Source organism: Corynebacterium lehmanniae (assembly GCF_043161975.1).
Lineage (GTDB): Bacteria > Actinomycetota > Actinomycetes > Mycobacteriales > Mycobacteriaceae > Corynebacterium > Corynebacterium lehmanniae.
Genome location: NZ_CP170998.1, coordinates 2228713 through 2242517, shown reverse-complemented (window position 1 = coordinate 2242517; position 13805 = coordinate 2228713). Strand labels below are relative to the sequence as shown.

The 13805-nt window shown below is 64.2% G+C and carries 11 protein-coding genes; 3 read left to right on the top strand and 8 right to left on the bottom strand.

The window, feature by feature from the left end; all coding sequences use genetic code 11:
- Positions 1 to 98: 98 nt before the first annotated feature.
- Positions 99 to 383: a hypothetical protein gene (locus ACF3NP_RS10685; RefSeq protein ID WP_070472274.1), complete on the bottom strand. Its 285-nt coding sequence runs from the start codon at positions 381 to 383 to the stop codon at positions 99 to 101.
- A 54-nt stretch (positions 384 to 437) separates the two neighbouring features.
- Here ACF3NP_RS10685 and ACF3NP_RS10680 point away from each other — a divergent pair, with 54 nt between their 5' ends.
- Entirely contained in the window at positions 438 to 1376 is a 939-nt protein-coding gene (locus ACF3NP_RS10680) for an acrylyl-CoA reductase family protein (protein WP_239356510.1), read from the top strand.
- Here ACF3NP_RS10680 and ACF3NP_RS10675 read toward each other — a convergent pair.
- Together ACF3NP_RS10675 and leuS are read right to left on the bottom strand one after the other, a co-directional pair.
- The gene (locus ACF3NP_RS10675) at positions 1366 to 2388 is read right to left on the bottom strand and encodes a DUF2189 domain-containing protein (RefSeq protein WP_392398678.1); all 1023 of its coding nucleotides are present in this window, start codon (positions 2386 to 2388) and stop codon (positions 1366 to 1368) included. The genes ACF3NP_RS10680 and ACF3NP_RS10675 overlap by 11 nt on opposite strands.
- Positions 2389 to 2788: 400 nt before the next feature.
- The gene (gene leuS, locus ACF3NP_RS10670; RefSeq protein ID WP_181889337.1) at positions 2789 to 5617 is read right to left on the bottom strand and encodes a leucine--tRNA ligase; all 2829 of its coding nucleotides are present in this window, start codon (positions 5615 to 5617) and stop codon (positions 2789 to 2791) included.
- 341 nt (positions 5618 to 5958) lie between these two features.
- Here leuS and ACF3NP_RS10665 point away from each other — a divergent pair, with 341 nt between their 5' ends.
- A complete protein-coding gene (locus ACF3NP_RS10665; RefSeq protein WP_236883437.1) occupies positions 5959 to 6375 on the top strand; it encodes a DUF488 domain-containing protein in 417 nt (138 codons plus the stop codon).
- Positions 6376 to 6379: 4 nt separating this feature from the next.
- On the opposite strand, the gene ACF3NP_RS10660 is transcribed toward ACF3NP_RS10665, so the two are convergent.
- Positions 6380 to 7699, bottom strand: coding sequence for an amino acid permease (locus ACF3NP_RS10660; RefSeq protein WP_181889339.1), 1320 nt, complete (start codon positions 7697 to 7699; stop codon positions 6380 to 6382).
- A gap of 171 nt (positions 7700 to 7870) precedes the next feature.
- On the opposite strand from ACF3NP_RS10660, the gene ACF3NP_RS10655 reads away from it, so the two are divergent.
- Complete coding sequence (locus tag ACF3NP_RS10655; protein ID WP_181889340.1) at positions 7871 to 8323, top strand: hypothetical protein; 453 nt, start codon at positions 7871 to 7873, stop codon at positions 8321 to 8323.
- 67 nt (positions 8324 to 8390) lie between these two features.
- On the opposite strand, the gene ACF3NP_RS10650 is transcribed toward ACF3NP_RS10655, so the two are convergent.
- From ACF3NP_RS10650 to ACF3NP_RS10635, 4 genes are all read right to left on the bottom strand, one after another.
- On the bottom strand, positions 8391 to 9428 hold the full coding sequence (locus tag ACF3NP_RS10650; protein WP_181889341.1) for a histidinol-phosphate transaminase: 1038 nt from the start codon (positions 9426 to 9428) through the stop codon (positions 8391 to 8393).
- A gap of 13 nt (positions 9429 to 9441) precedes the next feature.
- Complete coding sequence (locus tag ACF3NP_RS10645) at positions 9442 to 10833, bottom strand: aromatic amino acid transport family protein (protein WP_181889342.1); 1392 nt, start codon at positions 10831 to 10833, stop codon at positions 9442 to 9444.
- Positions 10834 to 10897: 64 nt separating this feature from the next.
- A complete protein-coding gene (locus ACF3NP_RS10640) occupies positions 10898 to 12157 on the bottom strand; it encodes a M20 family metallo-hydrolase (RefSeq protein WP_181889343.1) in 1260 nt (419 codons plus the stop codon).
- A 16-nt stretch (positions 12158 to 12173) separates the two neighbouring features.
- Positions 12174 to 13778, bottom strand: a complete 1605-nt coding sequence (locus ACF3NP_RS10635; RefSeq protein WP_181889344.1) for an amidohydrolase — start codon at positions 13776 to 13778, stop codon at positions 12174 to 12176.
- Between the last annotated feature and the right edge of the window lie 27 nt (positions 13779 to 13805).

Below are 13805 nucleotides of genomic sequence, written 5' to 3'. Positions count from 1 at the left end.
GGCCCGCCGCATACCTTGCAATGCAGCTTTCACTTCCGAGTGGAAGTGGTCGTGGATTGCCACATAGACAAGCCAGGCATACTCGCCTCCCGCGTGCACTACAGCGCCGCGCCAGCTGGCCGCGCCGTGTCGCGCGACTCGAAGATGGGATCCGCGAAACTGCGGTGCCGTTCGAAGATGCCCTGGTCGAATCTCTTCTGAATGTAGGTGGCTAATGCGAGCTCCTCTTGGGCGTGTGAAACCGCCTCCCGCAGGTAGTTGACCTGCGTATCTGGATCGTCGACTCGCGTTGCACATCGGTACGCCGCGGCAGTTCGCGGGGGAAGTTTGTCAGATCCGTTGAGCGTCTTCAGCACCCTAGTCGTCGGCCGCACGGAAACCATGACACCAGATTAAACTGTCCGCAGACATCAGCCTGTGCGCCTATGCTGGCGGCCATGAATCGCAGCTTGATTGTCACTGAAAATGGACCGGAGATCATAGAGCCGCAAGCGGCGTTCGCGGGTGAGGGCGACACCCTGATCAACGTGAGCCACTCGTCGGTGAACTACAAGGACGCGATGGCGCTGTCCGGCAACCGCGGCATCCTGCGCGAACTGCCGACGGTGCCGGGCATCGACGCGGTGGGCACCCTCGAGGACGGCACGCTGGTCACCGTCAACGGCCGCGGCATCGGTGAGCGCCGCCACGGCGGCTACACCCCGCAGATGCGTATCGACGCTAAAGACATCACCCGCGTGCCCGAGCGCTTCTCCGCGTTCGAGGCGGCCGCGATCGGCACCGCGGGCTACACCGCAGCACTTTCGGTCGCAGGTCTGGAGCGCGTCGCGCTTTCGCCTCTCGACGGCCCCGTGCTCGTCACCGGCGCCACCGGCGGCGTCGGATCTATCGCGGTGCAGCTCCTGGCGGCGCGGGGGTATGAGGTGTGGGCGTTGACGGGGCGCGTCGATAAGCATGGCGCCTGGCTGAAGGAGCTCGGCGCCGCTGAGGTTGTGGACCGCGCCGAGTTCGCCGAGGCCGGCAAGCCGCTGCAGAAGGCTCGCCTGGCCGGCGTGGTGGACACCGTCGGCTCCACCGTTTTGGCCAACGCGCTGTCGCAGCTGCAGTGGGGCGGCGTGGCCACCGCCTGCGGCATGGCCGCCGGCAACGACCTGCCCGCCAGCGTCCTGCCGTTCATCCTGCGCGGGGTGCAGCTGGTGGGCATCAACTCCGTCGACGCGCCGAACAAGCTTCGCGACGAGGCGTGGTCGCTCCTCGACGAATCCGTAGACACCAACGCCATCCGCACCGAAGAAGTCGGATTGGACGGCGTTAAAGAAGTTGGGCGTTCGCTGCTCGATGGTGGGTGGAGCGGACGCGCCGTCGTTACGCTGTAGCTTCCTTGGGCACCGGACCGCCGGAGATCTGGCGGTACGCGTGCGCCGCGGCGAGCATGGTGCCGGGCATCGTGACAATCAGGCCGACGAAGAACAGCGCCGCACCAACGATGTTGATCAACCCGGCGAGCACCACGAAGCCCAGGATCTTCAGGTAATTCGACGCGCCAGCCTTGAAACCGGCGGAAATAGCGTTGCCGAACGAGCCGTTATTATCCGCCGCGTACCACGCCTGGAACATGAAAAACGGCAGCACCAGCAGGCCAATCACACCCGTGACGGCCAACGCGCCCAGAATCGGGCGGACGATGTTCCACATCTCCTCCGGGGTGAGGTTTTCCAGGTTATCCGGCAGCGTGGACGGGTCGATGGTGGTCAGCGCGCCGAACGCGAGCACCATGAGCAGGATCATGGAGACGATCATCGCTACAACGCCGAGCAACGCCGTCACGCCCAGCGTCTTGCCGTACGCCGGCGCCTTCGCCTCGTTGTACGTGAACTGCTTCACCAGCGTCTGCTGCAACGCCACGCCAACCATCCACGGCGCGAGCAGCAGCATGCCGATCGAGCCGATGGCTGCACCCGCGCCCGGCAAGAACTGGCCCAGCACCGCGAGCACCGTGCAGGCCACGCCCAGCGGGATCCACAGCTTGGCGTTGCCGAACAGCGCCTTGCCGCCCCAGCTCAGCGCCTCCATGACCTCGAGCTTGCCGGTGCCCTTCACGTGGAACCAGCCGTTCGACGCCGGGTCGTTGATCGGGTGCGGGGACACGCCGTCGCCGGGGGCGTTGTCAGTGAGCTGCTGGCCGTGGAAGCGCAACGCGGAGGCGCCGGCCATCGACGCCGCCGAGTTCACCTCGAACGCGTCGTAGGTGCTTTCGGTGTTCGGGCTGCTGTAGGCCGGGTAGTCGCCGGCCCGGTCGCCGGTGTCGCCGGTGCCGTTTTCCGGGTGGCTGCCTTCCGGGTGCTCCGGGTACGGCTCGTACCCGCCGCCGTTATAAGGGGTGGACATGCACTCATCCTTCGTGATCGTGGGTTCCGTTCACTTGGGACTTTATCAGTCACACCAGTCACAGACCCGGGCGGCAGGCGGGGCCGGGCCGGCCGGGCTCCTGACACATCACGGCAGCCGTTTGCGCCGACCTGGGGGTTTGCGGGCCGCCTGACAGATTCGGCCGCGATGTGTCGGGAGGGGTCGCGGGGCAGGGCCCGGCCCGCCCGACTTTCGCCGCCCGGGCAAATTCATTCACCGCGCGATGAATAGATCACTCTCGTGGGCGTAGCGACCTGGGGAAAATGAACAATTCAACCACTCAAAAAGGGATTTGTTCACCGAGGAGGCCCCGGCGGGTGAATAAATTGGGGTCGGGCGGGCCGGGGCCGGGCGGCCCCCGCCCCAAAGCCCAAGCCCCCTACTTCACCACCAGGTTGACCATGCGGCCCGGGATGGCGATCACCTTCACCACGTTCTTGCCGGCCACCAGGTCGGCGACGCGCTCGTCGGCAAGTGCTGCGGCCTCGAGGTCGTCCTTGGAGGCGTCGGTGGCGACGTCGATGTGCGCCTTGACCTTGCCGTTGATTTGGACGGGCACTTCCACGGTGTCGTCGACAAGCCATTGCTCCTCGAACTCCGGGAACGGCTCGAACGTGATGGTCTCGGAGTGGCCCAGCACCGACCAGAGCTCTTCGGCGATGTGGGGTGCGAGCGGCGAGACCATCTGCACCAGCGGCTCGACGGCGGCACGCGGCGCACCGTTCGGGTAGGTCTTGGTCAGGTAGTTGACGTACTCGATGAGCTTGGCGGCGACGGTGTTGTCGCGCAGGTGCTCGTAGTCATCGCGCACGCCGGCGATAGTGCGGTGCAGGGCCTTGGAGTCCTCGTCCGTGAGCGCGGTGTCCACGACCGACGTCTCACCGGTGGCCTCGTCGACGGCCAGGCGCCACAGGCGCTGCAGGAAGCGGTGCGCGCCGACGACGTCCTTGGTCGCCCACGGGCGGGAGGTGTCCAAAGGCCCCATGGACATCTCGTAGACGCGCAGCGTGTCGGCGCCGTACTCTTCCACCACATCATCGGGCGCGACGGAGTTCTTCAGGGACTTGCCCATCTTGCCGTACTCGCGGTTGACCTCTTCGCCCTGGTAGAAGAACTTGCCGTCCTTTTCCTCCACCTCGGCGGCCGGCACGTACACGCCGCGCGAGTCGGTGTAGGCGTAGGCCTGGATGTAGCCCTGGTTGAACAGGCGGCGGTACGGCTCCTGGGAGGTGACAAAGCCCAGGTCAAACAGCACCTTGTGCCAGAAGCGGGCGTAGAGCAGGTGCAGCACCGCGTGCTCCACGCCGCCGACGTAGAGGTCCACGCCGCCCGGGTCGCCTTCGCCGTGCGCGTCGGGGCGCGGGCCCGTCCAGTAGCGCTCGTTCTCGATGTCCACCAGCGCGTCGGCGTTGGTCGGGTCGATGTAGCGCAGCTGGTACCAGGAGGAACCGGCCCACTGCGGCATCACGTTGGTGTCGCGCCAGTACTTCTGCTTGCCGTGGCCCAGGTCCAGCTCGACCTCGACCCAGTCGGTGGCCTTAGCCAGCGGCGGGGCGGGCTCGGAGTCGGCGTCGTCGGGGTCGAAGGCGATGGGGTTGTAGTCCTCCACCTCCGGCAGCTCCACCGGCAGCATGTCCTCGGGCAGCCCGTGCGCCTGGCCGTTCTCGTCGTACACAATCGGGAACGGCTCGCCCCAGTAGCGCTGGCGCGCGAACAGCCAGTCGCGCAGCTTGTACTGGATCTTCTCGGAACCCCTCTGCCTATCGACGAGCCAAAGGATCGCCCGCTCAATAGCCTCACCCTTGCCCAGGCCGTTGAGATCCAGGCCGTCCTCGTTCGCGGAGTTGATGTGCTCCGCGTCGCCGGTGAACGCCGCCTCGGAGACATCGCCGTCCAGCACCGGGGTGATGGGCAGGCCGAAGACGGTAGCGAACTCGTAGTCGCGATCGTCGTGCGCCGGCACCGCCATGATGGCGCCGGTGCCGTAGCCGGTGAGGACGTAGTCGGCGATGAAGATCGGCACCTCTTCGCCGCTGACCGGGTTCACGGCATACGAGCCGAGGAACACGCCGGTCTTTTCCTTGTTCTCCTGGCGCTCCACGTCAGACTTCGCGGCGATCGAGCGCAGGTAGGCATCGACTGCCTCGCGCGGGGTGTCGGTGCCGCCGGTCCAGCGGCTGTCCACGTCGGAAGGGTAGGAGGCGGTGACCAGCTCGTCGACAAGCGGATGCTCCGGCGCAAGCACCACGTAGGACGCGCCGAAAAGGGTGTCCGGGCGGGTGGTGAAGACCGTGATGTCGCCGGCGGGGGAGGCGAAATGCACGTCCGCGCCGCGGGAACGGCCGATCCAGTTGCGCTGCATGCTCTTGACCTTTTCCGGCCACTCGAGCAGGTCAAGGTCGTCGAGCAGGCGGTCCGAGTAGTCGGTGATGCGCATCATCCACTGGCGCAGGCGCTTGCGGAAGACCGGGTAGTTGCCGCGCTCCGAGCGGCCCTCGGCGGTGACCTCCTCGTTCGCCAGCACCGTGCCCAGGCCCGGGCACCAATTGACCATAGAGTCGGAGAGGTAGACGAGGCGGAACTCGTCGATAGCCTTGTGCTTCTCCTCCGTGGTCAGGTCGCGGAAGTTGCGGCCGTCCTTCGTCTGACGCGCGCCGGACATGAGGTCCTTGACCAGGTCCTCGATCGGGCGGGCCTTCTGCAGGTCCTCGTCGAACCAGGCGTTGTAAATCTGCAGGAAGATCCACTGCGTCCACTTGTAAAACTCCGGATCCGTGGTGGCCACGGAACGGCGCGGGTCGTGGCCGAGACCCAGCATGGCCAGCTGGCGGCGCATGTTCGCGATGTTCGCCTCGGTGGTCACGCGCGGGTGCGTGCCCGTCTGGATGGCGTACTGCTCCGCGGGCAGGCCGAAGGCATCGTAGCCCAGCGTGTGCAGCACGTTCTTGCCCAGCATGCGGTTGTAGCGCGCGTAGACGTCCGTGGCGATGTAGCTCAGCGGGTGGCCCACGTGCAGGCCCGCGCCAGAGGGGTAGGGGAACATGTCCTGGACGTTGAGCTTGTCTGTGGGCAGCTCCTCGCCGGTGGCAAGGTCGCCGACCGGGTTCGGGGCATAAAACGTCTGGTTGTCGCGCCAGTACGCCTGCCACTTCTGCTCGATGGTGTTGGCCAGCTCGGCCGTATAGCGGTGCGGGGTCGCCTCAGTCATGGTTATGCAGTGTAGTTAAGGGCGTTTGGATGCAGGCGCCCGGCGCGGGGCCCGGGGCGGAGCAGGTTCTGGGTGGGCTCTCGGTGGGGGCGGGTTCTAGGTGGTTTTGTACGAATCGACAATTAAGACGAGCGTCCAGATTTAACACCGCAGGTAGCGAGCTTATGCACTGTTTCGCATGTAAACTTTTACAAAATCACAGTTCCTGCCGCTCGAGTTCCGACAGTCTCGACCCACTTTTCGTTGGCAATTACCAATAGTTGGTCCACCCGAAATTGTCCGCAATGCGGAGTCCGCAACCGCGCCAACGTACCGCGAGCCGCACCGCTATGGTCGCAAACATGCAGCTCTACACCATCGGTTACAGCAAGAAGACCGCGGAGGAATTCTTCAGCATTCTCCGGGACAATGGCGTGAAGCAGGTCGTGGATATCCGGCGGCACAACACAAACCAGCTCGCCGGCTTTACCAAGGAGTCGGATTTGCCGTGGTTCCTCGACACCATCGCGGGCATCGGCTACTCCCACGAGCTAGCACTCGCGCCCAGCGAGGACCTCATGCGCGCGTACCGCAAGGAGGGCTTGCCGTTCGACGAGTTTGCGAAGCAGTTGCGCGCCGAATATGCCAAGCGCACAATGCCCAAGCTTATCGACGGCTCCGCCTTCCTCTGCTCAGAGCCCGACCCCGGAGTTTGCCACCGCTCCGTGGCGGCGGAGTACCTCGCCGAGCACGGCGACTTCGAAGTCGTGCACCTCTAGGTGATTACCCCGCGAACATCTGCCAGATGGCCACGCCCATGATCACCACGCCCAGCACGAACACGAACCAGGTTTCGGGTTTGTTGGCGTAGCGCTGGTAGTCCTTGGCGTAGCGGAATAGCAGCATCGGCACGATGTACACCAGGAAGGTGATGAACACGCCGCCGACCACGGAGATGAGGTCCAGGATCGAAGGGTTGAGGATGCCGGCGATCACCGTGGTGACAAAAATGAAGACGTAGATGCCCCAGCGCAGCTTCTTCGGGTCCATACGCTCAGCGACGCCAGGGGCCACGGCACGCACCAGGTACGTGGTGCCTTCCTCGGCGCCCATGACGTGGCCGAAGTAGGACGACGCAATCGCGCAGAGGGCAACGATCGGGGAGAGGATCGCCAGGAACGGCGTGTGGGTCTCGTTGGCCAGGTAGGACAGCACGGGGATGTTCTGCTCACGGGCGGCGTCCATGCCGTCGGCGCCCAGCGCCAGGGTGCAGGACCACACGAAAAACATGGTGAACACCACCAGCAGGCCGGTGGTGATGAGCTCGGTCTTCGCCACGGCCTTCTTGGTGGACTCCAGGTCATCCGGGTACTTCTTCTGCACGTCCAGAGCGAACTGGGACATCGCCGGCATGTGGTTGAAGGAGAACACGAACACCGGCAGGATCAGCAGCATCGCCTTCCAGAACGGCACGTCGGACTCGTAGGAGCGGAAGCTGGCCAGGTCCCACTGGGGGATGAGGTAGAACGACACCGCGGCCAGCGCGATGATCAGGGGGTAGACCAGCAGGTTCGCAAAGGCCAGGGTGGCCTTCTTGCCCAAGGCGTAGGCGCCGGTGAGCACGCCGACGCACAGGATGGCCATGAGCCAGCGCGGTACCTCGGGGCCGTGGAGCTGATTGACCACGAAGCTGTCCATCGTGTTGGTGATACTCACGCCATAGATGAGCACGATGGGGTAGATGGACAGCCAGTACATCAGGCCCGTCATCAGGCCGCGGTTGCGGCCGGCGAGCGCGGTGACCACCTGCAGCACGTCCAGGCCCTTGACCGGGGAAGCGGCCACGATGCGGGCGTAGGTGCGGTGCGAGAAGAACACCATCGGGCCGATGAACAGGGTGATCAGCAGTAGGGGGACGAAGCCGAAACTGCCGGCGTCGATAGGGAGGAACAGGATGCCGGCGCCGACAGCGGTGCCGAACAGGGTGATAGCCCAGGACAGGGTGCCGCCGTCGGGGACGGCGCCGGACCGGTTTTCCTCTACCTGCCGTTTGTCGGCGACGGTGAGGTGGTCCAAATTGAACTCTTTGCCCGCTGTGGTCAAAGGTACTCCTTAAGATGTGAGTGGTTTAAGCCACACGGAATCATAAAACACCACGACTCGCAGCAATAACTGGGGAGACCACGGGTGTACACCACGGCCTCTTGCGGACAGCCGTCTCGGCGCAGGATATATTGACTATTGTTGTTTCCCGCCCCTGAACAGGAGTTTCCCATGAAGAAGTTCACCGCCGCTGCGGTTGCCGCCACGATGGCCGTTTCCCTGGCGGCCGGCCCCGCAGACGCCGCGTCCAACACCATGGCCGGCAGCAAGAACACTCCGGTGTGCAAGCTTGAGCTCGACGGCATCGGCTCCAAGAGCGTCACCCAGGAAATCGTGGCGGAGAAGGGGATCGAGGGCGTGGAGCTGAACAAGCTCACCGGCATCCAGCGCACCGCCGCGGCCGTCGGCGAGGCATTCGGTTCCACCGACACCGCGGCGCAGCAGAAGGCGAACAACGCCCAGGCTGTACAGGCGTGCCTGGACGGCGAGGACTACAAGTCCGAGCCGCTGGAGGCGGGCATCAAGGGCGGCATCATCGCCACTGTTGTGCTCGCGGTGCTCGGCCTAATCGCGAACTTCGCGCTGCAGTCCGGCGCAATCCAGCTGCCGAAGCTCGGCCGCTAATACGTGGTGTAGAAGACGCTGGTCATAGCGCTATTTTACGGCAGGAACGGGCGAACAGCAGGCTGTCTTACGTGCTAACAGGCAGTCCCGCGCGCCGCCATGCGGTAAGGAACTGATCAGTCTCTGCCTCGTCGGTAATGCTCACGCGCGCTCCCGAATCTGGGTAGCTGCGGATGATGATGCCCTCGGCACTGATCTTCTGCTCAATCTCAGCGCCGTTCACGCCTGGAATCCAGACGAAGTTTCCGTGAGAACGCTGTACGCCGAGCTCCTCAGAGACCCGGTCGCGCTGGGCTTGAGTCTCTTTAACTCGCACCATGAGTTCATCATGCGCCTCCAGCGACGCGACGGCTGCAAGCTCCGAAAGTTCGGTGACAGTGAGCGGAAGCGCAACTAGACCGAGCGAGCGAATCAGCTCCGGGTTGCCGAAGCCGTAGCCGACACGCAACCCCGCCAAACCGTAGGCCTTAGAGAAGGTACGCGCACCGATAAGGTTTGGATACTTCGCGATTTCCTCGACGCCGTCCGGAGTGTCCTTGGCATCGTTGAACTCGTAATACGCCTCATCCAACACCACCACGATGTCTTCCGGAACCCGCCGCATGAATTCAGTGAACTCGTCTTTGGTGATGGTCAGGCCGGTGGGGTTATTCGGGTTGCAAATGATGATGAGGCGGGTGCGGTCTGTGATTGCGTCTGCAACCGCATCCAAATCAATCGCCTCATCCTCGCCGAGTGGGACCTGGACCGGGGTGGCCCCGCCGACGCGAGCGTAGAGCGGGTATGCCTCGAAGCTGCGCCAGGGAAAGAGGACCTCATCGCCTGCCGCACACGTCATCAGTACGGCCTGCTGGATCACCGCCGACGCCCCGGGCGCGACCGCAACCTGCTCTTCCGATAGACCTAGGCGATCAGCCAACGCCTTTCGCAACACCGGCGAGCCGGAGATGGGGTACCGGTTCGCCCGCAACGCCGATTCACGGATCGCTTCTAGCGCGGTAGGCAGGGGCCCGAAGTTCGCCTCGTTGGCGGACAACTTCAATTTTGTTTCGTCGGACTTTCCGGGCTTGTAGTCCGGGAAGAGGGAAAGATCTGCACGAAGCACAAGCGGTCCTTTCTTAGAACATTTGCCAGATAGTCACGCCCATGATGATCAATCCCATGATGAGGACGAAAATCGTGTCTGGACGGCGAGCGTAATGCTTGAACGCGGTGGCCTTGTTAAACAGCAGGTTGGGCACGATGTAGACGAGGAAGGCGACGAAGATGCCGCCGACCGCGGAAATCAGCGTCAGAATCGACGGGTTGAGCACTGCCACCAGAACCGTAGTCACGAACACGAAGACGTAGATGCACCAGCGCAACGCCTGCGGGTTAATCCTGTCCGCTACGCTCGGAGCCGCCACGCGGATGAGGTAGGACGTTCCTTCCTCGGTGCCCAGCATGTGGCCGAAGTAGGAAGATGCGATCGCGCAGATGGCGATCACCGGGCTGATCACCGCCATGAACGGGGTGTTGGTGACATTGGCGAAGTAGGACAGGATCGGGATGTTCTGCGCGCGGGCCTCATCCATGCCCTCCGCACCGAGGGTGAGCGAGCAGGACCACACGAAGAACATGGTGAAGAACACGAGCATGATCGCGGTGATCAGCTCAATCTTGGACACTTCGCGCTCGGTGGCCGCGACGTCGCCCTTCTTCTTCTTTTGCACGTCGAGGGCGAACTGGGACAGCGCCGCCATGTGGCTGAAGGAGAACACCATCACCGGCAGAAGCAGCAGCATGGACTTCCACAGCGGAGTGCCAGATTCGTACTCCATGAAGCCGGCGAGGTCCCATTTAGGAATGAGGTAGATGGACACCGCGGCGAGGGCGATGATGAGGGGGTAGACAAGGATGTTGGCCAGCCACAGGGTTGCTTTCTTGCCCAGGGCGAACGCACCCGTCATCAGGCCCACGCAAATCGTGGCGAGCACGACACGGTTCACGTGCGGCCCGTTGAGTTGGTTGACGATCATGCTGTCCACCGTGTTGGTGATGGAGATGCCGTAGATCAGCACCGTCGGGTAGATGGCGAGCCAGTAGAGGATGGCTGTAGCCAGGCCGCGCTTGCGCCCGGTTAAGGCTGTGACGACCTGCAAGACATCCAGCCCTTTTTCCGGGGACGCGGACACAATGCGCGCATACGTGCGGTGGGAGAAAAACACGAGCGGCAGGACAAGGAACGTGGCGAAAAGTAGCGGCCAGAAGCCGAAACTTCCGGCATCAATGGGCAAGAACAGAATGCCGGCGCCGACAGCGGTGCCGAACAGTGTGATGGCCCAGGACAAGAAGTTTCCGTCTGGTACGTCACCGGCCCGGTTTTCTTTGATCACCTCAGCGTCAGCCGCTGAGAGCTGGTCCATCTGGAACTCGGCGCGGGACTGCGCGATGTGTTCGTCGCTGTGCAGCTCAGGCAGACCGCCATGTATCTTTTCGCCGGAAGAAGACCGGCTAAACGTAGTGGACATAAGTGTGGATCCTTTTCGTAGGGGCTATTGCCATCTGAATTGGTTGGTTTGAATCAGGTGAGCATCAGCGTTCATCGGGTGCGAGCTTGCCAACCGCCAACTCTTCGACCACCCGGGTAAGCAAAGCCAGTCCGGTGAGGCAGTCTTCATCCGTGGTGTACTCGGCCTCGTTGTGGGAAATGCCGTCGACGCTGGGGATGAACAGCATGACGGTGGGGTAGTGCTCCTTCATGTTCGTTGAGTCGTGGCCCGCCACCGTGAAGATCTCTTGGTGGGACAGTCCGAGTTCCTCTGCGCACGTGCGCGCCAGCTCTACGCCGGCCTCGGGGTAGGGGTTGAGCGCCCATTCGTGTGTGAGCTCGAGGTCGACATCGACCTTTGCCTCGTCGGAGGCGGCGGCAACGATCTCGTCCACACGCGCCCGCGCCTTCTCCAGCACCTGCGCGGAAGGGGAGCGCAGGTCGACGTTGAAGCGGACCTCGCGCGCGATGGTCACCGGCGAGTTGGGCTCCAGCGTGAGCTGCGAGACCGACGCCTGCAGCTGCCCTTCCTCAAACTCTTCTGTCAGGCGGCGCACGCCGGCAATCACCAACGAGGCGCCGAACAGGGCATCGCGGCGGTCCCGCATCATGGTGGATCCAGTGTGGCCCTGCTCGCCGCGAACTGTGGCGGCGAACTTGCTTGCGCCCCAGGTGGCGGTGACCAGGCCGATTTGGTTGCCGTTATCTTCCAGCTCCCGGCCTTGCTCGACGTGGATTTCGGCGTAGGTGGCTACCTTTGGGGCGTCGATAAGCGGCGCCCACTTCGCCGCATCAATGGCCTCGCCCGCTGTAACTCCCTGCAGGTCTGTGGCTTCACGCGCCACCCCGAGGTCGAGGAAGCCGGTGAAGACTGAGCTGCCCATCATCGACGGGGCGAAGCGGGAGCCTTCCTCGTTGAACCAATTCACCACCGCGAGGTTGAACCGGGGTGTCAGCTCGCCGCTTTTCGCTTTCGCGGCCACACGCGCGGCGGCGTGGGCACCGGCGAGCACGCCGTACGCGCCATCGAAGCGTCCTGCGAGTGGCTGCGAATCCAGGTGCGAGCCAACAGCGACGTAAGGGGCGCCCGGCACCAGCTCAAACAGGCCGTACTGGTTGCCAATCTCGTCGAAGCCGACTTCCGCGCCGAAACCCTCGAGCACGCCGGTGAACCAGGCGCGGTTTTTCACGTCGCCCTCGCTTGCGGCCTGGCGCTCCACGCCGCCGCCGGGGGTTGCGCCGTTCTTGCTCATCGCCGCGAAATCCGAGAGGAACCGCTCATCTGTTGGCTGAATGGTCTGCATTGTGTTCAAGTCCTTCCTAAAAGCTGCCGTGGACGAGTTGCCCGCCCAGCACAGTGGCCTCAACGGGGATGTCGCCGATCTGGCTGGCCGGCACTTCGGCTGGATCGGCTCCCAGGACCACAAGATCTGCGAGCTGGCCAGGCGCAATCTGCCCCTTTTTCCCAGCCCAGCCTGTCGCCGCGGCGGATCCCGCGGTGTAGGCGTACAGCGCCTCGTCGACGGTGATCCGGTCCTCCGGCCCGTACTCTTTGCCCGCGGCCGTGGTGCGTTCGACAAAGCTCTGCACCACGGCGAGCGGGGTGCCCGTGGCCACTGGCCTGTCGGAGCTGCCCGGCAGCACCACGCCGCGCTGGAGCAGCCGCTTCGCCGGGTAGGAAAGTGCTGCCCGTTCGGCGCCGATCGCCTCTGCCATCGCGTCTCCGAATTCCGCGATGAAGCGCGGCTGTGGCACGAGCACGACTCCGGTCTTGGCCATGCGCTCGATTTGGTCGTTCCGCACCACTCCGCCGTGCTCGATGCGGTGCGGGACCGTGCGGGGCCCATGCTTATCGACGGCTTCGCTGATCACGTCCAGCGCAAAATCCACCGCTTTGTCTCCGATCGCGTGCAATGCCAGCGACCACCCGCCGGCCGCTGCCGCGAGCGCACGCGAACGCATCGTTTCGGTGTCGCCTTGGAAGTACCCGGCGTGGCAGCAGCAGGCGTAGTCCTCGGTCATGGCCGCTGTCTTTCCCAGCAAGGATCCGTCGGTGAAAATCTTCACTGGCCCGATCTGCAGCAGATCGTCTCCAAGTCCAGTGCGGATGCCGGCGTCGAGGCCGTGCACCTCCGGGTCGCCCTCGTGGCCGTCGATGCCGTGCAGCGCGTCGAGAGTGATCATCGCCTGCGTACGCACGTGGAGCTTTCCCATCTCGCGCGCCCGCTGGTAGAAGCCGAACTCCTGGGGGCTGTGTCCGATCCAGCCGCCTGCGACGCCTGCGTCCGTCACCGAGGTGATGCCCTCGCCGAGGTAGTGCCGCCCGGCGCGGTCAAGCGCGTCGGTGATGTTGCTTTCGCTTTCCGGCTGCAGCACATCGTTGATCGGGCGCATGGCGTTTTCGTCCAGCAACCCAGTGGCGTTGCCGGTGTCGTCCACGACCACTTCTCCGCCTTCTATCTGCGGCGGGTTCGCCGGATCGATTCCGGCTCGGCGCAGCGCCTCGCTGTTGACCGTGTATGCGTGCCCGGAATTGTGCTTGATCAACAGCGGTTTGCCCGCGGTTGCGTGATCGAAGTCGGCGATCGGCACCGGCCCGTCTGTGAGCAGGTTCGGATTGAATCCGCTGGCTACGACCCAGTCGCCAGTGCTTCCCGTCCGCAGTGCCGCCAGCACGTCGCCACGCGTGCGCGCGCCACCGAGGTTGATTTCCCGCAGTGTCTGGCCGAACCACACGCTGTGCGCGTGGGCGTCGTTGAACCCCGGGATGACGGTGCGGCCGCGTGCATCGATCACCGTGTCGCCGGGCGCTGGCTCGCTGTCCACCTCCAGGATGCGGCCGAAGCCCATGCGTATCGACGTCGCGGTGCCGCCCGCCCCGTCCATAGTTTTTGCGCGCGCGTTGATGATGGTGGTTGCGTTCATAAGCCCGCCTCCTCCGTGCAGCTCTAA

Excerpts from the sequence above, each read along its gene's own strand:
- ACF3NP_RS10685 (WP_070472274.1), bottom strand. The coding sequence starts at position 383 with ATGGTTTCCGTGCGGCCGACGACTAGGGTGCTGAAGACGCTCAACGGA.
- ACF3NP_RS10680 (WP_239356510.1), top strand. The coding sequence starts at position 438 with ATGAATCGCAGCTTGATTGTCACTGAAAATGGACCGGAGATCATAGAG.
- ACF3NP_RS10675 (WP_392398678.1), bottom strand. The coding sequence starts at position 2,388 with ATGTCCACCCCTTATAACGGCGGCGGGTACGAGCCGTACCCGGAGCAC.
- leuS (WP_181889337.1), bottom strand. The coding sequence starts at position 5,617 with ATGACTGAGGCGACCCCGCACCGCTATACGGCCGAGCTGGCCAACACC.
- ACF3NP_RS10665 (WP_236883437.1), top strand. The coding sequence starts at position 5,959 with ATGCAGCTCTACACCATCGGTTACAGCAAGAAGACCGCGGAGGAATTC.
- ACF3NP_RS10655 (WP_181889340.1), top strand. The coding sequence starts at position 7,871 with ATGAAGAAGTTCACCGCCGCTGCGGTTGCCGCCACGATGGCCGTTTCC.
- ACF3NP_RS10645 (WP_181889342.1), bottom strand. The coding sequence starts at position 10,833 with ATGTCCACTACGTTTAGCCGGTCTTCTTCCGGCGAAAAGATACATGGC.
- ACF3NP_RS10640 (WP_181889343.1), bottom strand. The coding sequence starts at position 12,157 with ATGCAGACCATTCAGCCAACAGATGAGCGGTTCCTCTCGGATTTCGCG.
- ACF3NP_RS10635 (WP_181889344.1), bottom strand. The coding sequence starts at position 13,778 with ATGAACGCAACCACCATCATCAACGCGCGCGCAAAAACTATGGACGGG.